Below are 25,639 nucleotides of genomic sequence, written 5' to 3'. Positions count from 1 at the left end.
ACGCAGCAATGATGTGGGCGCGGAAAGCTGAGCGAGAAATCATGGGGTCCTCCTTAGGGTCGAATTCGAGCGGGCCAATGGCCGTTTTCATTGGATCACGGGTTCCGCGGCGGTGTCAACGGCGGGTGATTGCGGCGGTGGGCAGCCCGCCCCACCGTCCCCAGCTGTAAACGGCCAGTGCCACCTGGGTCAGGTAGATGAAAATCAGCACCGAACCCTGGGCTGCCAGTGTGGTCGCGCCCACCGCCGCAACAGCAGCGGCAGCGATCAAGAACCAGGCCCAACGGGAACGAAGCGCCAGCCCGAGGAGCCCGGCGGCAAGCAAGCCATGCAAGAATCCGCTGACGAACATGGGCGTCAGTGGAATGGAAAGGGTCGAGCCGCTTCCGCTGGAGTTCAACACAAGTACCGGGATCAGGTTTGCAGCGCCAAGTATCAAGGCGATGAGCAAGGGAGTCGCCAGGTCGGTGGGGCTGAAGCGGCGCAAGGAAATGTCGCGGATCAACGGCTGTACTGTGGGAGCTTTTCTGAACCACAGCAGGCCATAAAGACTCACGGCGATACCCAGGATGGGTGGGATCCAAGAACCCACGATGTAGAAGGTGACCACGGCCGCGGAGGAGATGAAGTCCAGCGGGACGACGAAGGTGCCGGCGAGTAAGAACATGGCGAAGGAGGCAATGGCCAGCCACCAGCCCACCTCGTTGCGTCGGCCCAGAAGCGCCAAGGCGAAGCTCATGATCAGTGCCCCCAGGATCTTCAACGCCAGGGCGACGATGGTGAAACTGTTGCCCAAGGGCCCAAATAAGATCTCGACAAGTCCGTCCATGCCTCAACTTTAGGCGGGCGGGAACCGTCCAGGCGCCGTGGCCGCCCCGAAGCCATCAATAGTGGCCGCACTGTGAGAAGAGAAAGGGTGATTCGGCCCGCAATTTGCACCGGATCTGTCGCAGCCATGTTTGGATTAGGTAAGACGCTCGAAAGGCGGAACCTGACCATGACTCGTGGGATTTATGTCAGCGCCACCACACCCGGATCCGGGAAAACGTTGGTGTCATTGGGGTTGGCCGACGCACTGCACCGGCACGCGGACAGGATTGGCTTCTTTCGGCCCATCACCTCGGGGCCCGATCCGGAAAACGACCCCACCGTAATCATGCTCCGGCGCATGTACCAGCTGAGCCCGGAAGTGTGCCGTGCCGGCATGAGCGGGGCGGAGGCCCGGGCCCTGCTCGCAGCCGGCCGACGGGAGGAAATTGATACACGCAGCGTGGAGATTTTCAGCGAGATCGCCAAAAGATGCGATGTGGTGATCGTGGAAGGCACCGACCTCACCGGTCAGGACGCGGCTGTGGAGTTCGACCTCAACGCCCGGCTGGCCAACAACCTGGGGCTGCCCGTTCTAGCCGTGATCGGGGCCGGAGGCCTGTCCTCGCATGAAATTGCCGACGCCGTCGACGTGGCGCGTAAAGAGCTCATCGCGGAGAACTGTTCGCTGCTGGCCATGATGGTGAACCGGGCCGACCCGGGCGCCACGGCCGCCATCAAAGCCGCCGTCCGCCCCGGCGCCAGTCACCGGCCCGTCTACGTGATCCCTGAGATCGCCCAGATCTCACGTCCCACCGTGGGGGAGGTGGCTACCGCACTGGGCCTGCGCCAACTGGCCGGCAGCCCCGATCTGGAGCGCGACGTCCACGCCATTAAGGTCGCCGCCATGACCGTGGGCAACTTCCTGAGCCAGCTCGAGGCCAACGACCTGGTCATTGTCCCCGGCGACCGCGCCGACGTCATGGTCGCCTCGCTCGCCTCCGCGTTCTCACCGGACTTCCCGGTCCCCAGCGGCATGATCCTCACCGGCGGCCTAGCACCGGACCCGCATGTGCTTCCCTTGCTAGCCCACGCCCCCTTCCCCGTTTTCTTGCACGACGCCGACACCTATCTCACAGCACGCGCCGTCAGTGAGGTGCGCAGCGAGATCCACTCAGGGCAGCGACGGAAGGTGGCCGCGGCCATGGGTGCCTGGGCGCGCAACGTCGATGAGGGGGAGCTGTTGGAGCGTTTGTCCCTGCCGCGGCCTGCCACCATGACGCCGCTTCGGTTCCTGCACGACCTCATTGAACGGGCCCGCAGCGACCGCAAGCACATTGTGTTGCCCGAAGGCACCGACATCAGGGTCCTGGCGGCCGCCGAGATCCTGCACCGCCGGGACGTCTGCGATCTCACAGTTCTTGGACAGCCGGCCAACGTCCAGGAATTGGCGGCCGCCCACGGCATTGACGTGAGCGGTATAACGGTGCTGGACCCGCAAACATCCCCACTAAGGGAGGACTTTGCCGTGGAATATCAGCGCCTGCGCGCACACAAGGGCATGGACCTTGCCCGCGCCCGGGAGATCATGGTTGACGGCTCCTATTTTGGCACCATGATGGTCCAGCTGGGTCACGTGGACGGCATGGTCTCCGGCGCCGCACACACCACCGCCAACACCATCCGCCCCGCACTGGAGTTCGTCAAGACCCGCCCTGGCGTGAGGATCATCTCCTCCGTGTTCCTGATGCTCCTGGCGGACCGGGTGCTGGTGTACGGTGACTGCGCCGTAAACCCGGAACCCAACGACGAGCAACTGGCGGACATCGCCATTGCGTCAGCGGAAACTGCTGCCCAGTTCGGCGTGGAGCCGCGCATAGCCATGCTGTCCTACTCCACGGGCGGTTCCGGCTCCGGTGCCGCAGTGGACCAGGTCCGCCGGGCCACCGAATTGGCTAAGGCAGCGCGTCCAGACCTCCCCATTGAGGGCCCCATCCAATACGACGCCGCCGTGGACGCCTCCATTGCCGCCTCCAAAATGCCGTCCTCAACAGTTGCCGGGCAGGCCACGGTGTTCATCTTCCCGGACCTGAATACCGGCAACAACACGTACAAGGCGGTGCAGCAATCCTCCGGCGCAGTGGCCGTGGGACCGGTCCTGCAGGGCTTGAACAAACCCATCAACGACCTCTCCCGCGGCTGCACCGTGGAGGACATTGTGAACACGGTTGCCATCACCGCCATCCAGGCCCAAGCCACCACCGAAGCAAAGGAATCCTGATGCGGGTACTGGTCATCAACTCGGGTTCATCTTCACTGAAATATCAGGTGCGGGACACCGACAGCAACGAGATTGCGGCGAACGGGCTGATCGAACGCATTGGCGAAGGCTCCGGGGGGCCGGCCGACCACGGCGAGGCGATGGAGGACGTGGCGGCCGTGCTGGAAGGTGTACTGACGCAAAAGCCGCTCGACGCCGTCGGGCACCGGGTGGTGCACGGCGGAGAACGCTTCAGCGAGCCGGTGCTGATCAACAACGAGATCACCCGGGCCATTGAACGGCTGAACCCGCTGGCGCCGCTGCACAACCCGGCCAATGTGCTGGGGATCCGGGCCATCACCGCAAAGTGGCCGGACCTGCCCCAGGTGGCTGTTTTCGACACGGCGTTCCACCGCACACTGCCCGAACACGCATGGCGCTATGCGGTCCCGGATTCGTTGTACCGGCAATACGGGATCCGCCGGTACGGTTTCCACGGCACCTCACACGAGTTCGTGACCGGGCGTGCGGCCGCGCTGCTGGGTGTGCCATTGGACGGGTTCAACGCCGTGGTGGCGCACCTGGGCAACGGAGCCTCGCTCACGGCCGTCCAAGGCGGGGCAAGCATCGACACGTCCATGGGGTTCACCCCCCTGGAAGGTCTGGTCATGGGCACCCGCAGCGGCGATCTGGACCCGTCCATCCTGATCTATCTGCAGCGCCAGGGCTTGTCCGCCGATGAGATTGACACGATGCTGAACCGGGAATCGGGCCTGAAGGCGCTCGCCGGTAACAACGACATGCGCGCCATTGTGGATGCTGCCGAGGCGGGTGACAGGCACGCCCGGCTCGCCCTGGACGTCGCGTCGTACCGGTTGGCGAAGTACATTGGCGGCTACCACGTGGCGGTGGGCGGGGCCCAGGCGTTGGTGTTCACGGCAGGCATTGGCGAGAATTCCGCCGTCTTCCGCGCCCTGGTTGTGGACAGGTTGGGTGCGCTCGGGGTCAAGCTCGACGCCGGCGCGAACCTCGTGCGCGTCACCTCGCCCCGGGTGGTCAGCACCGCCGATTCCGCGATTCCCGTCCTGGTGGTGCCCACGGACGAGGAGCAGGCCATCGCGGAGGCGACCGCCGCCATCGTGCTTGCCAGCTAAACGCTGCACCACCTTAAGCCGACTTTTCCCCAACGCTTCTGCAAATATGGGGTTTATCCGTGGGCATCCTGCCCCGGCTCAACCAGGCTGGCAAGCAATTCGGTGAGCAGCCATTGCGTGACCGGCCGGGGCAGGGCCTCAACGAGTGCCAGTACCGGCGCCATGTCAGCGGGCAACCCGGCACCGTCCAAGCCGAAGGCGCCCAGAATTTGGCGGGCAGTCGCCGAGTCCATAGTGATCTGCGAGCCCCCTCCCAAAAGGGTGGACATTGAGCCCTCCGCTGCACCCAGCGCCTGGGCCGGCTCGATGCCCGGGGTGCCACGGACCTCCTCAGCAGCCTGGAACATGGCTTCCTGGAGTTCGGGCAGACGGGATTCAGTGACGGGTGTGATGGTCAGGTGGGTGGTTCGTGGCAGGACGGAGCCGTCGGCCTGGGTGAACGACGGCTGCAATTGGGCTGTGAATCCATGGGCCTTCAGCCGGTCCGCCCAGTGGTGCGGATCGATCCTGCGGTCCGCGGGTGCGTTGGCATCAACGGCCACGGCAAAGAGCGGGCCGGTGGGACTTCCAAAAACCCGCAGTCCCTCGATACCCGCCACGGTCCCCAACAAGGCAACGGTGGCGCGGTGGCAGGAGACAGCCAACTCCGCAAAGCCGGCCGTTCCCAGCAACTTGATGATGGCCCATGAGGCAGCCAGCGGCCCTGCGGACTTGGAGCCGAGCAGGGTCGAGTTCACCACGGGGTATCCGGGCCAGGACGTCGTGGCAAAATATTGCGACCGCTGCCGGTCCCGTCCACGAGTCAACAGCACCGATGCGCCCTTGGGTGCGTAGCCGTATTTGTGCAGGTCAGCAGAAATGCTGGTCACGCCCGGGACCCGCAGATCCCAATCGGGCAGATCCGGCCAAAACGGCAGAACAAGCCCGCCAATGCAGGAGTCAACGTGGCAGTCGATGCCCTGGGACTGGGCGGCGGCGGCAATCTCGGACACCGGATCCAAAACAGCATGTGGGTAGGAGGGGGCTGAGATAACCACAAGGGCGACGTCGGGACCCATCGCCGCCACCATGGCAGCAGTGTCCGCGCGGCCATCGGCGTCGACCGGGATCAAGTCAAGGGCAAGACCAAAATAGTGCGCGGCCTTGTGAAAAGCGGCATGGACAGAAGCCGGGGCCAGCAGCCGCGGAACCCCGACGCCCCGGAAATTTTCCCGAGCCGTCTTCACCGCTAGCATGCAACTTTCGGTGCCGCCGCTGGTCACGGTTCCGACGATGTCCTCTGTCCCGCCGAGCAGGGTACGCATGAAGGTGATGACTTCCCGCTCCATGACAGCAATCGAGGTGAAAGTGGTGGGGTCAAGTCCGTTCAGCGGTTGGACCGCCAGCATGGCCGCCGCTGCAAGATCGTCAACGGCCGCCAAGCCCGAGTCATAAACGTAGGAGAGGACCTTCCCGCCGTGGGTGGGGGCGTCGGCCGCGCGGAGCGTTGCAAGCTCCTGCAGGATGTCTTCGGCGGTGGCGGCAAACGGGATCATTGGGCTCCTTCTGTGTGTGGTGTTGTTGACGTGTTGGGGGTTGCGTCGATGTCTTCTTGACTCAGGGGGTAACGGCGGAACACCAGCAGGCTGACCACGATCAAGACCGCCGGGACGACGCTGAAGCTGAGGATGATTCCGTTGATTGCGGCGGGCCCCTGCGTCACGGTTTCCCCGGCCACGGATTGCATGTAGCCACTGGCCGCCAATACCAGGGCCAAGACTGTGGCTCCCAATGCCATGCCCGTGGTTTCCCCTGCCGTCCAGACGCCGCCGAAAATACCAGCGGAGCCCTCCCCATGGTTTTTCGCGTCGTGCGAGATGACATCAGGGAGCATCGACATCGGTAGCGACTGCATGCCGGCGTATCCGGCGCCGGCCAGCGCAACAGGAAAGTAAATCCAGGCGCCGGGGGCGGCCGTCATGCCAACGAGTGCCAGCGCAGCGACGCCAAACATGATGCTGGCATAGCGAAACGCCCGTTCCTTGCCGATCCGGCCGGCAACGATGCGCCACAGCGGGGCGAAAAGCAGTGCCGGTCCGATCAATGCGACGAACAAGTTCGTCACGGCCGACTCCGCATGCAACACCCACGTGGCCACGTACTGTGCGCCGGCCAGCATGACCCCGGTAGCCAAACCCTGCAGGGCAAAACAGAGCAGCAGCACGCGGAAGGCGTGGCTGCGTTTCAGCGCTGCCAGACCGTCCTTGTAGTTGCTGGCAATGTTGCCGCGTTCAGCGGTGCCGGGGATTGAGCGCTCGGCAACACCCGAGGTCAACAACATGGCCACCCCGATGAGCAAGCCCGCAACCAACGCCATGAGAAGGTATCCCAGAGCCTGGTCCTCTCCGCCCAGCGAACGCAGCGCTGGCCCGCCCGCGCCGAACAGCAAGATCGCGACGGAAAGGACCGCCACGCGTACCGAGAGCAGCCGCGTGCGCTGGTCATAACTGGATGTTAGCTCAGCTGGCAGGGCTATATATGGAACCTGAAAGAGGCTGAACGCCGTGGCCGTTGCCATGAACGCCACAAGAACCCAGAGTCCAGCGAACCCCGGTCCCATGCCCGACGGCACGGCGAAAGTGAGCACAAAGAACAGCGGCAACAGTAACCCGCCCAGAATCATGAAGCGGCGCCTGGACCCCGTCACGGCCAGCGAATGGTCAGACCTCGCACCAATCACCGGATCAATAATCACATCCCACACCTTGGCGGCAGTGACCAGCAGCCCGGCAGTGATCGCCGCAATGCCCAGCGTGTCTGTCATATAATAAATCAGGACCAGCCCCGGAAGGGTGGCGAATCCTCCCGTGCCAAGGGAACCGATGGCGTACCGCGTTACGGTCCGGGCCGGTAGCGGCGCATCAAGGGTACTCATGAGTGAAGTGTACGCACGCCATGAGACTTGCATCACTTTATGGCGTCAGTGCGCCATTTGATGCAGGCGCGGTTGTTCTCAGGCGACGTACGACGGCGGAATCTCACCTCCTGCGCACGGTCACGTTCCGCCGTCGTACTGGAGGCGTAGGCTGGCTAAATGGTTGAGATTCCTCGTCCCCTGACCACCGAGCGGCTGATCCTGCGGCACTTTTCCACCGACGACCTCGACGACTATTACCGCTATCAGAGCCTGCCCGAGACAGCCCGGTACTTGTATGGTGAGGCCCGGTCCTATGCCCAATGCATGGACAGGATTGCCCGCTATGTTCAGGAACCTTTCAATGAGCCGGGCCACTGGGCGACGTTCGCGGTACAGCTCAAATCAGCACCGGGTCTGGTGGGTGAGATGGCGTTGAAATGGAACGAAGGTGGCAAGCCCGAGGGGCCCAAGCCCGAGCGCTTTGGCGAAATAGGCTGGACGCTGGCTCCGGAAGCCCAAGGACACGGTTACGCCACTGAGGCGGCGCGGGCGGTGCTGGATTTAGCCATGAATCAGCTGGACTTTTACCGTGTTGAAGCTCGTTTGGATGCGCGAAATACTGCCTCCGCAGCCATTTGTGAACGGCTCGGCATGCTGTTTGAGGGAGTGCTGCGCAACAACATGTATCTCAAGGGCGAATGGACGTCCGAGGCCATCTACGCGGTGGTCCGCGACCAACAACCCCATCTCGGACCCGGCATCACATAAGTGGCACTTAACGCGAACGCTCCAGCAATGACTGCCGGAGCGTTCGCTAAATCCGGGTTTTTTCTGATGCGGCGTCGATTTAGCGCAGGGTGGTGGCGCCGATCGCGTCGGCAAGGAAAGCGTAGTCCCAGGCGCGGGTCTTCCAGCCCTCATAGCGGCCCGACGCGCCGCCGTGGCCGCCGTCCATCTCGATTTTCAGCACGATCGGCTCCGAGCCGGTTGAGACTTCGCGCAGCTCCTGCACCCATTTGGCCGGTTCCACATACAACACACGGGTGTCGTTGAAACTGGTGACGGCCGCGATCTTCGGGTAGGCCACTGCACGCACGTTCTCATACGGCGTGTACTCCTTCATGTACTTGTACACTTCCGGATCGGTGATGGGGTTGCCCCACTCCTCCCACTCCAGCGCGGAGAGCGGCAAATCCGGGTCCAAAATGGTGGTCAAGGCGTCCACGAACGGCACCTGCGCCACGATGGCTGCGTACTTTTCCGGCGCCAGGTTCGCCACAGCGCCCATAAGCAGGCCACCCGCCGAGCCGCCCATGGCACCAATCCGGGCCGGGTCCACCCAGCCGGACTGGGCCAGCCAGTCCGTGGCCGCCACAAAGTCGCTGAAGGTGTTCTTTTTGTGCAGCTTCTTGCCGTCCTCGTACCAGTGCCGGCCCATCTCGCCGCCACCGCGCACATGCGCAATGACAAACACCACGCCGCGGTCCAGCAGCGACAGACGCGGCACACCGAAGCCGGGATCCATGCTGACCTCGTACGAGCCGTAACCGTAGACCACACCGGCGTTGGAACCGTCCGGCACCAGATCCGAGCGGCGCAGCACCGACAGCGGAACCTTGGTGCCATCGTCGGCCGTGGCCCACTCGCGGCTCGCCACATAGTCCGACGGCCGGTAGCCGCCAAGCACCGGGGTTTCCTTGCGTAAGAACAGCTCACCCCTGGGCAGTGCGGCGGTGGGAAGGGCGAAGTCGTAGACGCGCGGCGGGGTGAAATCGGAGGTGTACACCAGTCGGATCTCGGGGGACTCAAACTCCGTCCCGCCCATCTGGGTTGTATACAGTTCCTCGTCAAAGGCGGGTTCGACGCCGGCCGCCTGCTCCGCGGCACCCAAGCCTTCCAGCGCGGTCACCTGGATGCGTTCGATGGTGTCCTTGCGGAGCGAAACCACCATGTGGGTGGCTGTGACGGTGGCCCCGTTGATACGCACGGCGTCGTCGTGGGCAATGACCGTTGCCCAGACCTGGTCGCCGAGGGGCTTGGCGAACTCCGCGGCGTCGACCAGGGAAATCATGGAGTTCACGGCGTCACGGTCATGGGTCAGCAGGACCTTTTCGGCGCCCTCCCAAAGGAATGGTTCGGCGTCGTACAAGATCTGCTCGCTGCGCGGAATCAGGGTCTGCAGACCCTTTTCCGGGGCGTCGAAGGCCAGTAGCCGGGCCTCGCTGAACTCGGAGCAGCCGATGCTGATGACCAGGTGGCGGCGGTCGGACGAGAGCCCGAAACCCGTCCACATGGCCACGTCATCCTCCTGGTAAAGCACCTCGTCCTGGTCCACGGTGGTGCCCAGGATGTGGGTCTTGACCTGGTAGGGACGCCACGAGTCGTCGGCGAGCATGTAGTACAAGGTGCTCCCGTCGGGGGAGAAGGTCAGCCCATAAAACACGTTCTCGATGGTGTCCTCCAGGAGCTCACCCGTGCGCAGGTCCTTGATCCTGACAGTGAACAACTCGTCCCCGGCGTTGTCCACCGCGTAGGCGTAGAGGTTGCCGTCGCGGGTGACCGCGGCGCCGCCGAGAGAGAAGAACGGCTTGCCCTCCGCTTCGGCATTGCCGTCCAGAATGACCTGCTCGCCGGGCACGTCCACGCCGGGTTCAACCACTGGCGGGGTCCAGTCCGCAACGGCACTGCCGTCGCCGTCGGCCTTCACACGGCACTGGATGGAGTAGGCGCTACCCTCCACCATGCGGGAGTAATACCACCAGCCGTCCTTGCGGCTGGGCACGGACAGGTCGGTTTCCTGGGTACGGTTCTTGATCTCGTTGAAGATGTCGGTGCGCAGCGACTCCTGCCCGGCGGTGACGGCGTCCGTGTAGGCCTGCTCGGCGTTAAGATGGGCCACCACCTCCGGGTTTTCCTTCTCGCGCAACCACTCGTAGTTGTCCGCCAGGGTGTCCCCGTGGTGGGTGCGTTCCACCGGCACCTTTTTGGCGACCGGCGGTGACGCGGGGACTGCTGCGGGAGCGGAAAGGGTGGCTGCGGTGTCCGGTGTTGTCATGGAATCCACTGTAGCCATGGATGCCAGCGACGGCGGTGGTGTATGCCCAGAGCGGAGCGGGCCAGGCGATGCCCCGGCCACGCGCCGGCCCGCCGTCGCCGAAAACGGGGCTAACTCGCCAACGCGCGGACAAGATACACCGTTCTCGTGGCCTGGCCCCGTTCTCGCCGAAAACGGGGCCAAAATGCGCCACCAAGACGGCAAGGTTGACCGTGCGCCCCATCACATGGAATATTTATAGAACGAACGGTCGGTAATTTGATAAGCCGTTCCCGGCGCCGGCACCAGCTGGGCCGATACCGCACGCTTGAAGGGTTCAATCATGGTTGCAGGCACACCGCAGGCATTTCTGGTGGGCGGGGTCCGCACACCCGTGGGGCGTTACGGCGGGGCCCTGTCCAGCGTCCGGCCAGACGACCTCGCGGCGCTGACCATCAAGGAGCTGATCACGCGGACCGGCATTGACCCGGCGGACGTCGACGAGGTCATCTTCGGCAACGCCAACGGCGCCGGTGAGGAAAACCGTAACGTGGCCCGCATGGCGTGGCTGCTGGCCGGCTTCCCGGACACCGTCCCCGGCATCACGGTCAACCGGCTCTGCGCCTCCGGTATGAGCGCTATCACCCAGGCCAGCCACATGATCAAGGCCGGGGCTGCGGACATCGTGGTGGCCGGCGGCGTGGAGTCCATGTCCCGTGCCCCCTGGGTCATGGCCAAGCCGGATAAGGCGTTCGCGAAGCCAGGGGACACCTTCGACACCTCCATCGGCTGGCGCTTCACCAACCCCAGCTTCCTCTCCGGCGAGCTGTCCCGCGACGGCAAGATGACGTACTCCATGCCGGAAACAGCCGAGGAGGTGGCCCGCGTCTTCGGCACCTCCCGGGAGGACTGTGACACCTTCGCCGTCCACTCCCATGAGCGCGCGCTCGCCGCCATCGCCGCCGGGCGCTTCCGCGAGGAAATCGTTCCCGTCACCGTCAAGGGCCGCCGCAAGGACACCGTGGTGGACACCGACGAGGGCCCTCGCGCCGGCACCACCTTGGAGGTTCTGGCCGGTCTGCGACCCGTGGTCAAGGGCGGCTCCGTGGTCACCGCAGGCAACGCCTCCAGCCTGAACGACGGCGCCTCGGCCATCATCGTGGCCTCCGAACGAGCCATCAAAAAGTACGGGCTCACCCCCCGCGCCCGCATCATCGACGGGGCCGCCGCCGGCCTGGCCCCGGAGATCATGGGCATGGGACCGGTCGCCGCCAGCCACAAGATCCTGCAACGGCAGGGGATCAGCGCAAGCCAATTGGGCGCCGTGGAACTCAACGAAGCCTTCGCCTCCCAGTCACTGGCTAGCATGCGCGAGCTCGGCCTAGACCCGGGCATAGTCAACCACGACGGCGGCGCCATCGCCCTGGGCCACCCCCTGGGCTCCTCCGGCTCCCGCATCGTCATCACCTTGCTGGGCAGGCTGGAACGCGAATCACCCGGCGGCATCGGTCTGGCGACGATGTGCATTGGCGTGGGCCAGGGCGCCGCACTGCTCGTGGAAGGCCTGTAAATGGCGCACGACGGCGCAGCCCGCCTCGATGCGGCCACTTTCGCCACGCTGCTGGTCACCGAGCGCGGGGACCGGGTGGCCGTCCAGCTGAACCGGCCAGCCGTACGCAACGCGATCGACGCTGCGATGGTGGCGGAACTGCACGCAGTCTGCGCCTATCTGGAACAAACGCCGAAGGTACTGATCCTCTCCGGCAGCCCGAGCGCCGACGGGGCCAAGGGAATCTTTGCCTCCGGCGCCGACATTGCCGAACTGCGCGAACGCCGTCGCGAGGACGCCCTAGCCGGCATCAACTCGGGCCTGTTTGAGCGGATCGCGAAACTGCCTATGCCCGTCATCGCCGCCCTGGACGGCTATGCGCTTGGTGGCGGGGCGGAGCTTGCTTACGCCGCCGACTTTAGGATCGGCACCGCGGCGCTGCGCATGGGCCAGCCGGAAACCGGGCTGGGCATCATGGCCGCGGCCGGTGCCACTTGGCGGCTCAAAGAGTTGGTGGGCGAACCGGTCGCCAAGGAAATCCTGCTGGCCGGGCGCATCCTCACGGGCGAGGACTGCCTGCGGCGCGGGCTCATCACCGAGCTGGTTGATTCCGCCGGGCTCCTGCCCGCCGCGCACGCGCTCGCCGACAAGGTCGCCGGCCAGGATCCACTGGCCGTGCAAACCACCAAGCGCGTCTTCCACGAACCGCGCGAGGCCCACCCCGAGGTGGATAACCAGGCGCAGGCCGAACTGTTTGAATCGCCGGCAAAATTTGCCCGCATGCAGGCCTTCTTGGACAAGAGGAAAAAATGAGCAAAGTGACGAATTTGCCAGCCCGTGTGGGCGTGCTGGGCGGTGGGCGTATGGGCGCCGGCATTGCCCACGCCTTCTTGATGGCTGGCTGCGAGGTGCTGGTGGTGGAGCGCGACGACGACGCAGCAGCAGGTGCGCGTGAGCGTGTGGGATCCTCGGTGGCGAAGTCAGTGGAGCGGGGACTGGCCGACGGCACGGCGGAGGGCCGCACAGTCAGCCGCGGCATCATCATGCAACGTCTGAGCGTGTCCACCGACTACGCCGCCTTTGTCCCCTGTGAATTGGTGGTGGAGGCGGTCCCGGAAATCTGGGACCTGAAGGTGTCCTCCCTGCAAGGGGTGGAGAAGCACCTCTCGGAGGCGGCAGTGCTGGCCTCGAACACCTCCTCGCTGTCCATGTCCGGGCTGGCCGCCGAGCTAGCGCGGCCGTCGAACTTCATCGGCCTGCACTTCTTCAACCCGGTCCCGGCCTCCACCTTGATCGAGGTCGTCATCGCCAAGCAGACACGCCCTGAACTGGTGGCCACGGCGAAAGGCTGGGTGGAAGCGTTGGGCAAGACCGCCGTCGTGGTTAACGACGCCCCGGGCTTCGCCTCCTCCCGGCTCGGTGTGGCGATCGCGCTGGAGGCCATGCGCATGGTGGAAGAGGGCGTGGCGAGCGCCGAGGACATCGATGCCGCCATGGTGCTCGGCTACAAACACCCCACAGGCCCGCTGCGCACCACCGACATTGTGGGCCTGGATGTGCGCCTGGGCATCGCCGAATACCTGGCCGAAACGCTGGGTGAGCGGTTCGCGCCGCCGGCGATCCTGCGCGAGAAGGTGGCCCGCGGCGAGCTGGGCCGCAAGTCCGGCAAGGGATTTTTTGACTGGCAATAGCGTGCCCTCCGCTGGCACTCGCACGGCACCAACAACCAAGACCAACCCCGAAAGGACGGGTCATACGATGACCACTGCACCGTCAATTGAGACTGTTCCGAGCTACATCCAGGACACCTGGTGGACTCCCTCCGGCGATGTCACCGGGGTTGACGCCCGTGACGCCAGTACGGGCGAGTTGCTGGCCCGAGTGTCCACCGAGGGACTGGACTTGGGTGCCGCCGTCGAGTACGGCCGCACCGTGGGCCAGGCCGAACTTGGCAAGCTGACCATCCACGAGCGGGCGTTGAAGCTGCGCGAACTTGCCGCGTACCTCAATGACCGCCGCACGGAGCTGTACGCCGTGTCGGCGCGGACCGGCGCCACGAAGATCGATTCCATGGTGGACATCGACGGCGGCATCGGCGTGCTGTTCACCTTCTCCTCCAAGGGCAGGCGCGAGCTGCCCAACTCCAACGTCATTGTGGACGGCCCGGTGGAGGTGCTCTCCAAGGACGGATCATTCATCGGCGAACACATCTACACCAGGATCCCCGGCGTGGCCGCGCAGATCAACGCCTTCAACTTTCCCGTGTGGGGCATGCTGGAGAAGTTCGCACCCGCTTTCATTGCCGGCGTCCCCACTATCGTCAAGCCGGCCACCCCCAGCGGTTACCTGGCCGAGGCGGCCGTGCGTGCCATCGTCGAGTCCGGGATCCTGCCGGCAGGTTCGCTGCAGCTGATCTCCGGCTCCGCCCGCACCCTGCTGGACGTCCTGGACTACCGCGACATGGTCTCCTTCACGGGTTCCGCCTCCACCGCCAATATCTTGAAGAGCCACCCCAACGTCGCGTTTGGTGGCGTCCGGTTCACGGCGGAAACCGACTCGCTCAATGCGGCCATCCTAGGCCCGGACGCGGTCCACGGCACACCGGAGTTCGACGCGTTTATCAAATCCGTGGTCACCGAGATGACCGTCAAGGCCGGGCAGAAGTGCACGTCCATCCGCCGCACCATCGTGCCGAACGAGCTCAAGCAGGCCGTCATCGACGCCATCGGCGCGCGCCTGCGCGAACGCGTGGTGGTGGGAGATCCCCGCGCCGAAGGCGTCACGATGGGTGCGCTTGCCTCGCTGGAACAGCTTGCTGACGTGCGCTCGGCTGTCGAGGCCATGATCGCCGCCGGCGGTGAGCTGGCCTGGGGAACCCTGGACGCACCTGAGGTGACGCGCGCGGACGGCTCCGTTGCCGCCGTCGTCGACGGTGCCTTCATGTCGCCGGTGTTGCTGAGCTGGGCCGATGCCGAGGCGCCGGCGGTGCACTCGTTGGAGGCGTTTGGTCCGGTGTCCAGCGTGATTGGCTATGAGACGCACGACGGCGATGTCAGCGAGGCGGTTCGGCTCGCTGCGCTGGGGGCCGGGTCCCTCGTGGCCACCGTGTGCACGAACGACCCCGCCACGGCTCAGGCGTTGGTCACGGGGATTGCGGCCCACCACGGCCGCGTACTGGTACTCAACCGCGAGGATGCGCGGACATCCACCGGCCACGGTTCGCCCGTGCCGCACCTGGTCCACGGTGGGCCGGGCCGCGCCGGTGGCGGCGAGGAACTGGGCGGCATCCGCTCTATCAAGCACCACATGCAGCGCACAGCCATCCAGGGCTCACCCAACATGCTCACTGCCGTCACCGGTGTGTGGCACACCGGCGCCGCCCAGGCGCTGGCCGGCGATCCCGGATTCGGCGGAGTCGCCGCGACGGTGCATCCGTTCCGGAAGTCGCTCGCTGAGCTGCGCATCGGCGATGGTTTCGCATCCGGGCTGCGGGAGGTGACGCTCGCTGACATTACCGCGTTCGCCAACTCCACCGGCGACACCTTTTACGCCCACACCGACGCTGTGGCGGCGGAAAAGAACCCGTTCTTCCCGGGCATCGTGGCGCACGGCTACCTGCTGGTGTCTTGGGCTGCCGGGCTGTTCGTGGAGGCGGCGCCGGGGCCGGTGCTGGCAAACTACGGACTGGAGGCGCTGCGGTTCATCACACCCGTGCCTGCCGGCGACTCGATCCGTGTGACGCTGACGGCCAAGAAGATCACCCCGCGTGTCACCGACGAATACGGTGAGGTGTGCTGGGATGCGATCCTGCACAACCAGAACGGTGAGATCGTGGCGACCTACGATGTGCTGACCCTGGTGGAGAAAGAGAACACGATCTACGCCTAGGCGCCGGTGGACGTGGCGAGACCCCTTGTGATTTCGACAAGCTCAATCACCGGAGTCTCGCCACGTCCACCGGGTTGTCGTAGAGGGGCACGTAGCCGGCCAGCTTGGCGAACTTCTGCTGCTCGGCAGACGCGTCCTTGACGCTGAAGTTCACGCAGATGCCCTCGCAACCTGCAAGTTTCGGGGCCAATGCGGTCTCCAACAACAACGCGACGAGATTGAACTCTGCGAGGCCATCCATAGGAACCTAATCGGGACTACCCGTATCGAATGCCGATTGATACCAAGCTGGCAACCCAGCTGCCAGGGGAACACGACATGGCGTATCTGGCGAGCCGTCCTGTAGAGGATTCTGCTTGCTGAACAACTCGAGGTGCACAAAGTATTGAAGGCAGCGGCAATGAGAGATCTGATGAGCCTGAGGAATCAATAAATGCCGCGGCGGTAGCGCCGAACCCCGCGGTGGTCTCAATCTGCCAGGTATTCGTGGAGCGCGGTTCTCACGTAGAAGCTCTTCGACCGGCCGGTGCGGCGCGCGAGAACGTCAAGTCGGGCTTCTTCATCGGGCGTGAGTCGAATTGAGATCGTCATTGTGCCAGCGTCCTGTTCCGCGTTATAAGAAAAGTTATACACTCGGCCCGAGATTGTGTCCCGCAGCGCACGTCCCCTCTCGGCCGTCGGTTGCCGGCAGTTGACGGCGTCCTACGACGCACGGGTCGACCAGCTGGCGCAGCTGGAATCGGTGCGCGCACCGCTGGATGCCCTGATCGTCGGCGGACAGCGTCTCTACTTCGAATCGGCACACCCCTGAGAACGGGCCACGTTCGTGGTAAACAACTCCGACTTTGCGGCACCGAGGAACATCCGTCCCGACATGGTTTCAGCTGGACGGTAGTGGCTCCCTGTGTGGGCTGGCTCAGCGCTTACTTACCCTGTTCCCGATATTGCTCCGACGAAACAAGCCGGTGGTCGAGTTTGTCGAAACCCCTTGTGATTTCGCTCCCCAACCGCTCCCACTGCTTGCAAGCTCCCACTGCTTGCAAGCTCCCACTGCTCGCAAGCTCCCAGCGGGTCCCTCGCGGTCGGGGGCCCGGCTCGATCACCGGTGTCTCGATCACCGGAGGCCTCAATCACGGGAGTTCAGCCACGTCCACGAGGTTGTCGTAGAAGCACACGTAGCCGGCCAGCTCGCCCGCCTCGGCGAGGGGTTCCAGGTAGCTCCACGCCACGTCGCCGTCGGGCCCGCCAGCCAGGCGCCAGTAGCTCGCCTGGCCCTTATAGGGGCACAGCGTGGATGAGTCAGTGGGCGTCAGTGCATCCCAGTTCACGTCCTCGGACGGCAGATAGATCCGCTCGGCCATATTGGTTTCAAACACCATCAGCGGGGCCGAGGATTCCGCCAGCACCAGTTCATCGGAGGTGACCTTCACGCGCCGGGAACTCTGGCGAATGTCCACCCGGTGGAAGGGGTCCCGCGGGTGGGAGAGCACGGTGTCCTCTTCCTCCCGCCAGGTGAACGCCTCGGGATCAAAGGCCACGTAGCCGGCCAGGTCCGCGTCTTTTAGCTCAAAGCCTCTGCCCGCGGCCGTTGCCCCGCCCGCGGAAACATCAAGGGGCGTGCCGGGCGTGCTGTGCCGACTGAAGGGAATGCCCGGAAGTTGCGCGGGAGAGGCGCCGGCGTCCCGGGTGGGCGGGCCGGCCACGCTCAGGACGGCGTCGACGTCGGTGGCCGGCACCGCGTAGCACGGCACCACCCGACGGGGTTCCCACATGACCACGGCACTGCGGGAATCCAGAACCAGCTCAGCCCCCAGATACGCGCGGATGCGCTTGGTGGTCGGTTCGTAACGAAGGTCGCGCGAGAGCGCCTGTAGTGCTGCGGATATCTTGGTGGCCATGCCTCCAGCTTGCGCCCGGGAAGCGCTCTTGTCGAGACCGGAGGCGTGTGGTTGGCCCGGGCCTATTTGCGAAGACCCGCGAAAGCCATGGAGATGACGTCGTCGGCCAGCTTTTGTGAGGTCAACGGGCCGCCAGGCTTGTACCATTCCACGATCGAATTAATGGTGCCAAATAGCAGCCTGGTGACGGTGCCCGGGGCAATGTCCGTTCGGAGTGTGCCGTCCTGTTGGGCGGCGGAGACCAGGGCGGTGATGGTGCGGTCGAAGGCGCGACGCCGGGCCAGCGCCTCGCGTTCCATCGCCGTGTTCCCGCGCAGGCGCAACAGCAATGTCACGAAGGGCAGACGCTCCACCAGAACGGCGATGGTGCCGCGCAGCACGTACTCCAGGCGTGCGTCGGCGGCACCCGAGGTGGCGCCGTCGAGCGTCAAAACCGTCTCCAGGCCGCCCAGTGCCTCTTCGAGGGCAAGCCGCAGCAACTCCTCCTTGGAGGGGACATGGTGGTAGATGGCCGACTTTGAAATGCCCAGGGTCTCCGCCAGGATACCCATCGAGGTGGCCTCGTAGCCGTGCTTGTTGAAGACGTCCACGGCGACGCGAAGCACCGACTGCTGGTCGTACCCTGGCCGCCCCCGCTTGGCGCCAGTGGCAGCGGAGGGCGACGAGGTGACGGTGGGAAGGTTGGCAGGCATGGGTCCTAGTTTCTCATGCGGTCTCACCCGGTCCGGCCAGGCGCGAGGTCATCAAGGCTTGGGACGGTTGTCATAGATGCGCCGGAGTTTGCCGTTGGAGCGTTCCAGCGTGCCCGGCTCCACGACCTCGATGGCGCACGAGGAGCCGACGTGGATCTTGATCTGGGTTTTCAGCAGCAGCCCGGCGGAGGCGCGTTCCTGCGGCGTGGTGTTTTCCCGCGGTTCAATGCGAATGGTCATCGCATCCATCCGGCCGGTGCGGGTCAGCTCCAGCTGGAAGTGGGGACTCAGTGCCGGGATGCGCAGAGCAATCTCCTCAATCTGTGAGGGGAACAGGTTCACCCCACGCAAGATGATCATGTCGTCGCTGCGGCCCGTGATGCGGGCCATGCGGCGCATGGACGGGCGTGCCGTACCGGGCAGTAGCTTGGACAGATCCTTGGTGCGGTACCTGATGATGGGCAGCGCCTCCTTGGTCAACGCTGTGAACACCAGCTCACCCTCCTGGCCGTCCGGCAGGACTGAGGTGTAGTCAAAGGGGTCGATGATCTCGGGGCGGAAGTGGTCCTCCCAGATGTGGTTGCCGTCCTTGGTTTCTACGGATTCCCCGGCCACGCCCGGGCCCATGACTTCGGAGAGCCCGTAGATGTCGCAGGCCTGCAGGTCCAGGCCCTGCTCCAACTCGTGGCGCATTTCCTCGGTCCAGGGTTCAGCCCCACAGACCGCGAACTTCAAGGAGGTGGTGCGTGGGTCGATGCCGCGCTGGATCATAGCGTCCATGATGGTCAGTAGGTACGTCGGCGTGCACATGATCGCATCCGGCTCGAAGTCCTGGATCAGCTGGATCTGCTTCTCCGTCTGCCCGCCGGACATGGGAATGACGGTGGCGCCCAGGGCCTCGGCCCCGTAGTGGGCGCCAAGCCCGCCCGTGAAGAGGCCGTATCCGTAGGCGTTGTGGACCTTCATGCCGGGGCGCACGCCGGAGGCGCGCATGGACCGGGCCACTAGGGACGCCCAGACCTTGAGGTCGTTCTCCGTGTAGCCAACAACGGTGGGGCGCCCGGTGGTGCCGGAGCTGGCGTGAATACGGGACACCTGATTCTGCGGCACGGCGAACATGCCGAACGGATACTCCAGGCGCAGGTCTTCCTTGGTGGTGTAAGGGAATTTCGCCAAATCCGCCAAATCCCGAAGATCCGTGGGGTGGACCCCGGCGTCGTCGAACTTGCGCTTGTACATGGGCACTCGTTCGTAGGCGTAGGCGAGAGCGTGTTTGAGGCGGCCAAGCTGCAGAGCCTCCAACTCGTCACGGCTCATGAGCTCCGCCGCGTCCAGCTTGGAAGGATCCTTGGGGGTGGTGTCGGTCATTGTGGACGGACCTTTCACTTGGTGTGTCTGTTGGCAATGGTGCGGCTGCGGCCGCGGAATTCGGCGATCACTGTAGCGCCGCCGTCGTCCCCTGAGAGGACCTGGACGTCGTAGAGCCCGCTGCGTCCTTGCTGCTGGCGCCGGTTGGCGACGGCGGTGATGCGTTGGCCGGCACGACTGGGTGCCAGAAAGTTGACGTCGACGCCGGAGGCCACGGTGACGGTGCTGCCGTCGCCGTCGGCGGCATTGCAGGCCAGGGCAAAAGCAGTGTCTGCGAACGCGAAGATCATGCCGCCGTGGGTGATGCCGAAGCCGTTCATCATTTCTTGGCGGAGGGTCATGGCAATGGTGGCATGGCCGTCGTCGATCGCCAGCACCTCAATGCCGAGCCACTTCGAGGCGTGGTCGTTGGAGAGCATGGGATGGTCAATGGCAGGCCTAGTCAGACCCATGTGCTGTTCCTCACTTCTTCTTACCGAATGTTCATTAGGTAATACCTTGACGGGGGGTTCTGTCAATCTAGGTCCGCGCCGCGGGCCCTTTGATTGACGAGGCGCTCGTCACACTATATCCTGAACGAACGGTCGGTAATTAATTCCGGCAAGAATCGGCACACATCAAGGAGAAGTCATGGCACAAGACGTGCAGCCCGGAGGGGAGTCCGCGCAGAACCAAGCAGCGCTGGAGGCAGCCGGGCAGGAAAACTTTGACCGGATCATCGCCAAGGACTCCCGGATCGAACCGCGTGACTGGATGCCGAATGCCTACCGCCGCTCGCTGGTGCGCCAAATCTCCCAGCACGCGCATTCGGAGATCATCGGCATGCAACCCGAGGCCAACTGGATAAGCCGGGCGCCGAGCCTGAAGCGTAAGTCCATCCTGATGGCCAAGGTCCAGGACGAGGCAGGGCACGGGCTGTACCTGTACTCGGCCGCCGAGACCCTGGGCACCACCCGTGACGAGATGACCGATGCCCTGGTTGCCGGCAAGGCCCGCTATTCCTCCATTTTCAACTACCCCACGCCGACGTGGGCTGACATGGGTGCCATCGGCTGGATGGTGGACGGCGCAGCCATCTGCAACCAGGTGCCGCTGTGCCGCGCCTCCTACGGCCCCTACGGCCGGGCCATGGTGCGCGTCTGCAAGGAAGAGTCCTTCCACCAACGCCAAGGGTTTGAGATCCTGCTCGAACTGGCCAACGGGACGCCCGAACAGCGGGTCATGGCCCAGGACGCGGTGAACCGCTGGTATGCCCCGTCACTGATGATGTTTGGCCCTCCAGACGACGACTCGCCCAACTCAAAGCAGTCCATGGCCTGGAACATCAAGCGGTTCAGCAACGACGAGCTGCGGTCCCGCTTTGTGGGAATGATGGCCGAACAAGTCAAGGTGCTGGGCCTGAGCCTGCCGGATGAGGCAATCCACTTCAACGAGGACACCAAGAAGTGGGACCACGGTCCCCTCGACTGGGACGAGTTCAAGGAAGTTTTGGCCGGCCGCGGCCCGTGCAACGCCCAACGCCTGGAGCGCCGCCGCTCCGCCCACGAAGACGGTGCCTGGGTCCGTGAGGCCGCCTCGGCCTACGCCGCCAAGCAGGCCGCCACCAACGCACAGAAAGTAGCAGCCTGAACATGAGCGAGCAGGACAAAGCCCCAAGTACGACGTCGGCACCCCAGGCAGTTGCCCACCGCTGGCCACTGTGGGAGGTGTTCGTGCGGTCCAACAGAGGACTTAGCCACGTTCACGCGGGTTCCCTACATGCCCCCGACGCGTCAATGGCGTTGCGCAATGCCCGTGACCTGTACACGCGCCGCAACGAAGGCGTTTCCATCTGGGTGGTCCCGGCTGACGCCATTGCGGCCTCGGACCCCGACTCCAAGGGCGCCTTCTTTGAGTCCCCGCAAGGCAAGGATTACCGGCACGCCACGTATTACACCAAGAGCGAGGGAGTGAAGCACCTGTGAACGACTCCTCCGCCACCCGCATCACGCGGGGCAACGCGCTGCGTCCGGAAGACATCGCCGAAGCCACCCGGCAGGGTACCGCCACGGCGAGCCAGGACGTGGCCGAATACGCGCTGCGTCTGGGAGACGACGCCCTGATCCTGGCCCAGCGCCTGGGCCACTGGATCTCCCGCGCCCCGGAACTTGAGGAAGACGTGGCGCTGGGCAACATCGCCCTGGACCAGCTGGGCCATGCCCGCTCCTTCTTGACCTACGCCGGCAGTGCCTGGGGTAAGAACGAGGACGAACTCGCCTACTTCCGCCGGGAACCTGAATTCCGCTCGGCGCACCTGTTTGAACAGCCCAACGGTGACTTCGCGGCCACCATTGCCCGGCAGTTCATCGTGGCCAACTACCAATACCGGCTCTACCGGGAACTGACACAGTCCACCGACGCGATGCTGGCCGCCATTGCGGCCAAGGCCGTCAAGGAAGTGGACTACCACCTGGACCACAGTACGCAGTGGGTGCTCCGCCTGGCAGGTGGCACCGAGGAGTCCCGCCGCCGCATGATTGCCGGATTCAAGCTGATGTGGCCCTATGTGGGCGAGCTGTTCGAGGACGATCCACTGACGACGCGACTCGGCGAGGCCGGCGTCGTTCCCCCCAGCCTGCGCGCGGAATTTGACCGGGCCGTGGCGGTCGTCTTTGACGAAGCGGATCTGGAGATCCCTGTGTCAGCTACGGCCACCGGAGGCGGACGGCGCGGGCACCATTCCGAGCACCTGGGCCTCCTGTTGGCCGAAATGCAGGTGCTGGCGCGCGAATTCCCCGGGGCAAGCTGGTGACCGCCATGGACATCCGGGCAAAGACTGCGCAGCAGGAGGCTTGGGACATTGCGGCCCGTGTGTGCGACCCCGAAATCCCGGTGCTGACCATCGCGGATCTGGGCATCTTGCGCAGTGTTCAGGTGTACGGCGCCGATGTGAACGACGGCGGCACCGGCGCGGCGCCCGGCAAGCCTTCCGTGCAGATCACCATCACGCCCACATACTCCGGTTGCCCGGCCATGGATGCAATCCGCGACGACCTCCTCACCGTGTTCACCGCCGAAGGTTACAAAGGCGTGGACGTCCACATGGTGCTGGCCCCGGCTTGGACCACTGACTGGATGAGCGACGCGGGCAAGGTCAAGCTGGAAGAATACGGGATAGCGGCCCCCAGCGGCCACTCCAGCGCCGGCGGGCACAGCGGCCACGTCCGGCTGACACTGGCGGTCAAGTGTCCGCAATGCCAATCGCTGAATACCAAGGAAATCACCCGCTTCGGTTCCACCTCCTGCAAGGCGCTCTACGTCTGCCAGGACTGCAAGGAACCCTTTGACTACTTCAAGGTGCTCTAATGACCGTCCCCACTGATGCCGCAGCCCGGCGCCGCGCCTCCTTTCACAAGCTGAAAGTGTCCGGGGTCCGCCGGCTCACCGAGGACGCCATCGAGGTCACCTTCGGTGTCCCGGCCGAACTCGCCGGCTACTACGACTACCTGCCCGGCCAGTACGTCGCCTTGCGCACACAGATGCCGGACGACGACGGCGACCTCAAGGAGGTGCGCCGCAGCTACTCCATCTGCGCCGCGCCCATCCAGTTCGACGACGGCAGCTCCGAAATCCGTGTCGCCATCAAGCGGGACCTTGGCGGGCGGTTCTCCACCTGGGCCAACGCCGAATTGGCCGAGGGTGACTCCATGGAGGTCATGAGCCCCATGGGCGCCTTCATTTCCAAGCGTGGCGGCCCCTCCAACGTGCTCACCGGCATGAATCACCCCGAAGACTTGGTGGCAGGTGCCGGTACTTTCGTGGCCATCGCGGCTGGCTCCGGCATCACCCCGGTCATCGCCATCGCCCGGACCCTGCTGGCCGCCAACACCGGTACCCGCTTTGACCTCGTCTACGCGAACAAGGCCTCCATGGACGTGATGTTCTTGGAGGAACTGGCAGACCTGAAGGACAAATACCCTTCCCGGCTGGCCCTGCACCACGTGCTCTCCCGCGAACAGCGCATCGCCCCGCTCCTGAGCGGACGGCTCGACGCCGACAAACTCGAGGCCCTGCTGGGCACAGCCATCCACAGCGACGACGTTGACGAATGGTTTTTGTGCGGCCCCTTCGAACTCGTCCAGCTGTGCCGGGACACGCTCGCCGCCCGCGGGGTGCCCAAGGAGAACATCCGTTTTGAACTGTTCACCACCGGCACCCCCAACCGCCCCGAAGGGCAGGCCGGGCGCCGTGTGATCGTGGACGAGTCAGCGGAGAACTATAAGATCACCTTCACTCTCGACGGGCTCAAGGCGGACATTCTCAGCCCCACCCACGCCCGCGAATCCATCCTCAACGCCGCCCTGCGCGTGCGCCCCGACGTACCCTTCGCCTGCGCCGGTGGGGTCTGCGGCACTTGCAGGGCCAAACTGGTCTCGGGGAAAGTGGAAATGGACGAGAACTACGCGTTGGAGCCGGATGAAGTAGCCAACGGTTACGTCCTGACCTGCCAGTCCCGCCCCACCACGCCCGAAGTCACTGTTGACTACGACGGCTAGGGCCGGCGACGGAGCCGACATTTTTCCGTCCGGGGCCCACGAGCGCGAGGGACCCGCTGCGAGCTTGCGAGCGGTGGGAGCGCTTGGGGACTATCCGACACCACGGCCGCGGGCGGCCTTAGGCGTCTCCTTTACGCCGGACAGCAAAAAAATGCCGGCTCCGTCGCCTTCCAACACAATCCATCCACTTGAGGAGTGTCCATGATCGAGCTTTCCATTGCCGACGGCGTCGCCGAGATTGTGCTCAATGCCCCCGCGAAACTGAACTCGCTCAACGAGGCGGATCTGGGTGAGCTCGGCGCTGCCTATGACGAAGCAGGTGCAGCTGTGGCCTCCGGAACCGTCCGGGCGTTGTTGCTGCGCGGGGAGGGGCGGGCGTTTTGTGCGGGGCGCGACATTGCAGGAGTGGATGGCGCCAACGACGACGCCCGCGGCTATCTCGAGGGTTTGTTGACGCCGCTGCTGCACAAGATGAGCGCGTTTCCGGTGCCAACCTTTGCCGCGGCACAGGGCGCCTGCCTGGGGGTGGGGCTCGGACTACTGATCGCCACGGACGTTGTTTACGTGGCCGGCAGCGCGAAGTTCGGTTCCCCGTTTGGCAACCTCGGCGCCGCCTTGGATTCCGGCGGGCACTGGCTCTTCACGGAACGCCTCGGAAGTCACCGAGCCCTTGATTTGATCTACACCTCGGAGCTGATCAGTGGTGCCGACGCCGTTGCGGCGGGACTGTTCAGCAGGGCGAAACCTGACGAGGAACTGCTGGATTTCACCCGCGCTGCGGCACGCAAGGCAGCCACCGGGCCTACCCAGGCGTTCAACGCCAGCAAAACCCTTGTGGCCCAGATCAGGGACCAACGGCTGGGACTGTGGGACGCCGTCGTACAGGAAAATGCGGCGCAAGTGGCCCTGTCAGCCACGGCCGACTACGCAGAAGGGTTCGCCGCCTTCACCGCCAAGCGGAAGCCAAACTTCTCAGGGAACTAGCGGGTTGGTTGCGGGCGGGCGGGCTGGCGCAGGAACGGCCACGCGACCATTGCGACGCCCAATATGAGAAGGACGAACGCCTCTCCGGGGAAGTTCAGCACGCGCAGGGCAATCGCGGCGGCCACAAACGGCAGGGCCGCCCATTTGAGCTGCTGCTGTTGGAGCCTGACGCCCCAGCCAAAAAGCATGACGGCGAAGTACAGGCTCAGCTCAAAGCGTGCCGACCATTCGACGAAGAAAAAGATGATAGCCAGGACGAACATCACGGCGGCTGCGGAGCTGGTTTGGCGGCGGGCTTCGGTCTTGTGCGAGAGGGCCAGGGGCACCCAGATGATTGCCGCGCACAGGGCTGGGATCAGTGGTGAAGCAACAAATACGGCCATGGAGGTGGTGGCCGGATCGCCCGCGCCCAAGAACAGCATCAACGCTGAGAGCAGGGCGCCGAGCCCGGCCGACACAAAGATTAACTTGGTCACCGCGGGGGCTTCCTGAACGGCGATGGCGGTCTCGGCAGCTTCGGCACGAGCTGTGTGATGATTCTTCATGACTCCATCATCCCAGCTTAGAAAGGGCA

The 25,639-nt window shown here is 64.7% G+C and carries 25 protein-coding genes; 14 read left to right on the top strand and 11 right to left on the bottom strand.

From position 1 onward, the window contains the following. Nucleotides 1–115: 115 nt before the first annotated feature. Nucleotides 116–829, bottom strand: a complete 714-nt coding sequence (locus tag AOC05_RS13810; RefSeq protein WP_062007724.1) for a hypothetical protein — start codon at nt 827–829, stop codon at nt 116–118. Between the two features lie 168 nt (nt 830–997). On the opposite strand from AOC05_RS13810, the gene pta reads away from it, so the two are divergent. Beyond that, entirely contained in the window at nt 998–3,088 is a 2,091-nt protein-coding gene (pta, locus tag AOC05_RS13805; protein ID WP_062007723.1) for a phosphate acetyltransferase, read from the top strand. Further along, entirely contained in the window at nt 3,088–4,221 is a 1,134-nt protein-coding gene (locus tag AOC05_RS13800) for an acetate/propionate family kinase (RefSeq protein ID WP_062007722.1), read from the top strand. Before pta ends, AOC05_RS13800 begins: the two co-directional genes overlap by 1 nt. 53 nt (nt 4,222–4,274) lie before the next feature. Here the strand turns inward: AOC05_RS13800 and AOC05_RS13795 are convergent, their stop codons facing one another. Together AOC05_RS13795 and AOC05_RS13790 are read right to left on the bottom strand one after the other, a co-directional pair. Beyond that, nucleotides 4,275–5,756, bottom strand: coding sequence for a pyridoxal phosphate-dependent decarboxylase family protein (locus tag AOC05_RS13795; RefSeq protein WP_062007721.1), 1,482 nt, complete (start codon nt 5,754–5,756; stop codon nt 4,275–4,277). Beyond that, nucleotides 5,753–7,135, bottom strand: coding sequence for an MFS transporter (locus AOC05_RS13790; RefSeq protein WP_062007720.1), 1,383 nt, complete (start codon nt 7,133–7,135; stop codon nt 5,753–5,755). Before AOC05_RS13790 ends, AOC05_RS13795 begins: the two co-directional genes overlap by 4 nt. Before the next feature lie 159 nt (nt 7,136–7,294). Here AOC05_RS13790 and AOC05_RS13785 point away from each other — a divergent pair, with 159 nt between their 5' ends. Continuing rightward, the gene (locus AOC05_RS13785; protein WP_062007719.1) at nt 7,295–7,885 is read left to right on the top strand and encodes a GNAT family N-acetyltransferase; all 591 of its coding nucleotides are present in this window, start codon (nt 7,295–7,297) and stop codon (nt 7,883–7,885) included. 79 nt (nt 7,886–7,964) lie between these two features. Here the strand turns inward: AOC05_RS13785 and AOC05_RS13780 are convergent, their stop codons facing one another. After that, nucleotides 7,965–10,172, bottom strand: a complete 2,208-nt coding sequence (locus AOC05_RS13780) for a S9 family peptidase (protein ID WP_062009801.1) — start codon at nt 10,170–10,172, stop codon at nt 7,965–7,967. Nucleotides 10,173–10,494: 322 nt separating this feature from the next. Between AOC05_RS13780 and AOC05_RS13775 the strand changes: the two genes are divergently transcribed. From AOC05_RS13775 to paaZ, 4 genes are all read left to right on the top strand, one after another. After that, nucleotides 10,495–11,721: a thiolase family protein gene (locus AOC05_RS13775; protein WP_062007718.1), complete on the top strand. Its 1,227-nt coding sequence runs from the start codon at nt 10,495–10,497 to the stop codon at nt 11,719–11,721. Then, nucleotides 11,722–12,513 carry an enoyl-CoA hydratase/isomerase family protein gene (locus AOC05_RS13770; protein ID WP_062007717.1) on the top strand — a complete coding sequence of 264 codons (792 nt, stop codon included), beginning with the start codon at nt 11,722–11,724 and terminating at the stop codon, nt 12,511–12,513. It abuts the gene before it with no gap. A 50-nt stretch (nt 12,514–12,563) separates the two neighbouring features. Beyond that, nucleotides 12,564–13,391, top strand: a complete 828-nt coding sequence (locus tag AOC05_RS13765) for a 3-hydroxyacyl-CoA dehydrogenase family protein (protein ID WP_420480399.1) — start codon at nt 12,564–12,566, stop codon at nt 13,389–13,391. A gap of 67 nt (nt 13,392–13,458) precedes the next feature. Then, nucleotides 13,459–15,588, top strand: coding sequence for a phenylacetic acid degradation bifunctional protein PaaZ (gene paaZ, locus AOC05_RS13760; RefSeq protein ID WP_062007715.1), 2,130 nt, complete (start codon nt 13,459–13,461; stop codon nt 15,586–15,588). 46 nt (nt 15,589–15,634) lie between these two features. Here the strand turns inward: paaZ and AOC05_RS13755 are convergent, their stop codons facing one another. Both AOC05_RS13755 and AOC05_RS20850 read right to left on the bottom strand, forming a co-directional pair. Then, the gene (locus AOC05_RS13755) at nt 15,635–15,829 is read right to left on the bottom strand and encodes a hypothetical protein (protein WP_062007714.1); all 195 of its coding nucleotides are present in this window, start codon (nt 15,827–15,829) and stop codon (nt 15,635–15,637) included. Between the two features lie 227 nt (nt 15,830–16,056). Continuing rightward, the gene (locus tag AOC05_RS20850) at nt 16,057–16,179 is read right to left on the bottom strand and encodes a ribbon-helix-helix protein, CopG family (RefSeq protein ID WP_082357984.1); all 123 of its coding nucleotides are present in this window, start codon (nt 16,177–16,179) and stop codon (nt 16,057–16,059) included. A 55-nt stretch (nt 16,180–16,234) separates the two neighbouring features. On the opposite strand from AOC05_RS20850, the gene AOC05_RS19510 reads away from it, so the two are divergent. Further along, nucleotides 16,235–16,399 (top strand): hypothetical protein, encoded by a 165-nt coding sequence (locus tag AOC05_RS19510; protein WP_157374993.1) that lies wholly within the window; start codon nt 16,235–16,237, stop codon nt 16,397–16,399. A gap of 319 nt (nt 16,400–16,718) precedes the next feature. On the opposite strand, the gene AOC05_RS13745 is transcribed toward AOC05_RS19510, so the two are convergent. The 4 genes from AOC05_RS13745 to paaI form a co-directional block, all read right to left on the bottom strand. Next, nucleotides 16,719–17,486 carry a DUF427 domain-containing protein gene (locus tag AOC05_RS13745; RefSeq protein WP_062007712.1) on the bottom strand — a complete coding sequence of 256 codons (768 nt, stop codon included), beginning with the start codon at nt 17,484–17,486 and terminating at the stop codon, nt 16,719–16,721. Between the two features lie 62 nt (nt 17,487–17,548). Next, nucleotides 17,549–18,178 (bottom strand): TetR/AcrR family transcriptional regulator, encoded by a 630-nt coding sequence (locus AOC05_RS13740; protein WP_062007711.1) that lies wholly within the window; start codon nt 18,176–18,178, stop codon nt 17,549–17,551. A gap of 51 nt (nt 18,179–18,229) precedes the next feature. Next, nucleotides 18,230–19,546, bottom strand: a complete 1,317-nt coding sequence (gene paaK / locus AOC05_RS13735; RefSeq protein ID WP_062007710.1) for a phenylacetate--CoA ligase PaaK — start codon at nt 19,544–19,546, stop codon at nt 18,230–18,232. 14 nt (nt 19,547–19,560) lie between these two features. Continuing rightward, the gene (gene paaI / locus AOC05_RS13730) at nt 19,561–19,998 is read right to left on the bottom strand and encodes a hydroxyphenylacetyl-CoA thioesterase PaaI (protein WP_062007709.1); all 438 of its coding nucleotides are present in this window, start codon (nt 19,996–19,998) and stop codon (nt 19,561–19,563) included. A gap of 178 nt (nt 19,999–20,176) precedes the next feature. Between paaI and paaA the strand changes: the two genes are divergently transcribed. The 6 genes from paaA to AOC05_RS13700 all read left to right on the top strand — a co-directional run bounded on the left by paaA (nt 20,177) and on the right by AOC05_RS13700 (nt 25,065). After that, entirely contained in the window at nt 20,177–21,175 is a 999-nt protein-coding gene (gene paaA, locus AOC05_RS13725; RefSeq protein WP_062007708.1) for a 1,2-phenylacetyl-CoA epoxidase subunit PaaA, read from the top strand. A gap of 2 nt (nt 21,176–21,177) precedes the next feature. After that, the gene (paaB, locus tag AOC05_RS13720) at nt 21,178–21,510 is read left to right on the top strand and encodes a 1,2-phenylacetyl-CoA epoxidase subunit PaaB (RefSeq protein WP_062007707.1); all 333 of its coding nucleotides are present in this window, start codon (nt 21,178–21,180) and stop codon (nt 21,508–21,510) included. Then, nucleotides 21,507–22,337 carry a 1,2-phenylacetyl-CoA epoxidase subunit PaaC gene (gene paaC, locus AOC05_RS13715; protein ID WP_062007706.1) on the top strand — a complete coding sequence of 277 codons (831 nt, stop codon included), beginning with the start codon at nt 21,507–21,509 and terminating at the stop codon, nt 22,335–22,337. Before paaB ends, paaC begins: the two co-directional genes overlap by 4 nt. A gap of 5 nt (nt 22,338–22,342) precedes the next feature. Further along, nucleotides 22,343–22,891, top strand: coding sequence for a 1,2-phenylacetyl-CoA epoxidase subunit PaaD (paaD, locus tag AOC05_RS13710; RefSeq protein WP_062009799.1), 549 nt, complete (start codon nt 22,343–22,345; stop codon nt 22,889–22,891). Further along, the gene (paaE, locus tag AOC05_RS13705) at nt 22,891–24,081 is read left to right on the top strand and encodes a 1,2-phenylacetyl-CoA epoxidase subunit PaaE (RefSeq protein ID WP_062007705.1); all 1,191 of its coding nucleotides are present in this window, start codon (nt 22,891–22,893) and stop codon (nt 24,079–24,081) included. Before paaD ends, paaE begins: the two co-directional genes overlap by 1 nt. Nucleotides 24,082–24,282: 201 nt before the next feature. Then, the gene (locus AOC05_RS13700) at nt 24,283–25,065 is read left to right on the top strand and encodes an enoyl-CoA hydratase/isomerase family protein (RefSeq protein WP_062007704.1); all 783 of its coding nucleotides are present in this window, start codon (nt 24,283–24,285) and stop codon (nt 25,063–25,065) included. Here AOC05_RS13700 and AOC05_RS13695 read toward each other — a convergent pair. Beyond that, entirely contained in the window at nt 25,062–25,610 is a 549-nt protein-coding gene (locus AOC05_RS13695; RefSeq protein WP_062007703.1) for a hypothetical protein, read from the bottom strand. The two genes, AOC05_RS13700 and AOC05_RS13695, sit on opposite strands and share 4 nt — an antisense overlap. Between the last annotated feature and the right edge of the window lie 29 nt (nt 25,611–25,639).

Origin of the sequence: Arthrobacter alpinus (genome assembly GCF_001294625.1) — a bacterium.
In the GTDB taxonomy this organism is placed as follows: domain Bacteria; phylum Actinomycetota; class Actinomycetes; order Actinomycetales; family Micrococcaceae; genus Specibacter; species Specibacter alpinus_A.
The sequence above is the reverse complement of the archived record's forward strand: the minus strand, read 5'-3'. Positions and strand labels throughout refer to the sequence as shown.

What these genes read in the sequence shown, in the direction of transcription:
- AOC05_RS13810 (WP_062007724.1), bottom strand. Translation starts at nt 829, where the DNA reads ATGGACGGACTTGTCGAGATCTTATTTGGGCCCTTGGGCAACAGTTTC.
- pta (WP_062007723.1), top strand. Translation starts at nt 998, where the DNA reads ATGACTCGTGGGATTTATGTCAGCGCCACCACACCCGGATCCGGGAAA.
- AOC05_RS13800 (WP_062007722.1), top strand. Translation starts at nt 3,088, where the DNA reads ATGCGGGTACTGGTCATCAACTCGGGTTCATCTTCACTGAAATATCAG.
- AOC05_RS13795 (WP_062007721.1), bottom strand. Translation starts at nt 5,756, where the DNA reads ATGATCCCGTTTGCCGCCACCGCCGAAGACATCCTGCAGGAGCTTGCA.
- AOC05_RS13790 (WP_062007720.1), bottom strand. Translation starts at nt 7,135, where the DNA reads ATGAGTACCCTTGATGCGCCGCTACCGGCCCGGACCGTAACGCGGTAC.
- AOC05_RS13785 (WP_062007719.1), top strand. Translation starts at nt 7,295, where the DNA reads ATGGTTGAGATTCCTCGTCCCCTGACCACCGAGCGGCTGATCCTGCGG.
- AOC05_RS13780 (WP_062009801.1), bottom strand. Translation starts at nt 10,172, where the DNA reads ATGACAACACCGGACACCGCAGCCACCCTTTCCGCTCCCGCAGCAGTC.
- AOC05_RS13775 (WP_062007718.1), top strand. Translation starts at nt 10,495, where the DNA reads ATGGTTGCAGGCACACCGCAGGCATTTCTGGTGGGCGGGGTCCGCACA.
- AOC05_RS13770 (WP_062007717.1), top strand. Translation starts at nt 11,722, where the DNA reads ATGGCGCACGACGGCGCAGCCCGCCTCGATGCGGCCACTTTCGCCACG.
- AOC05_RS13765 (WP_420480399.1), top strand. Translation starts at nt 12,564, where the DNA reads ATGGGCGCCGGCATTGCCCACGCCTTCTTGATGGCTGGCTGCGAGGTG.
- paaZ (WP_062007715.1), top strand. Translation starts at nt 13,459, where the DNA reads ATGACCACTGCACCGTCAATTGAGACTGTTCCGAGCTACATCCAGGAC.
- AOC05_RS13755 (WP_062007714.1), bottom strand. Translation starts at nt 15,829, where the DNA reads ATGGATGGCCTCGCAGAGTTCAATCTCGTCGCGTTGTTGTTGGAGACC.
- AOC05_RS20850 (WP_082357984.1), bottom strand. Translation starts at nt 16,179, where the DNA reads ATGACGATCTCAATTCGACTCACGCCCGATGAAGAAGCCCGACTTGAC.
- AOC05_RS13745 (WP_062007712.1), bottom strand. Translation starts at nt 17,486, where the DNA reads ATGGCCACCAAGATATCCGCAGCACTACAGGCGCTCTCGCGCGACCTT.
- AOC05_RS13740 (WP_062007711.1), bottom strand. Translation starts at nt 18,178, where the DNA reads ATGCCTGCCAACCTTCCCACCGTCACCTCGTCGCCCTCCGCTGCCACT.
- paaK (WP_062007710.1), bottom strand. Translation starts at nt 19,546, where the DNA reads ATGACCGACACCACCCCCAAGGATCCTTCCAAGCTGGACGCGGCGGAG.
- paaI (WP_062007709.1), bottom strand. Translation starts at nt 19,998, where the DNA reads ATGGGTCTGACTAGGCCTGCCATTGACCATCCCATGCTCTCCAACGAC.
- paaA (WP_062007708.1), top strand. Translation starts at nt 20,177, where the DNA reads ATGGCACAAGACGTGCAGCCCGGAGGGGAGTCCGCGCAGAACCAAGCA.
- paaB (WP_062007707.1), top strand. Translation starts at nt 21,178, where the DNA reads ATGAGCGAGCAGGACAAAGCCCCAAGTACGACGTCGGCACCCCAGGCA.
- paaD (WP_062009799.1), top strand. Translation starts at nt 22,343, where the DNA reads ATGGACATCCGGGCAAAGACTGCGCAGCAGGAGGCTTGGGACATTGCG.
- paaE (WP_062007705.1), top strand. Translation starts at nt 22,891, where the DNA reads ATGACCGTCCCCACTGATGCCGCAGCCCGGCGCCGCGCCTCCTTTCAC.
- AOC05_RS13700 (WP_062007704.1), top strand. Translation starts at nt 24,283, where the DNA reads ATGATCGAGCTTTCCATTGCCGACGGCGTCGCCGAGATTGTGCTCAAT.
- AOC05_RS13695 (WP_062007703.1), bottom strand. Translation starts at nt 25,610, where the DNA reads ATGAAGAATCATCACACAGCTCGTGCCGAAGCTGCCGAGACCGCCATC.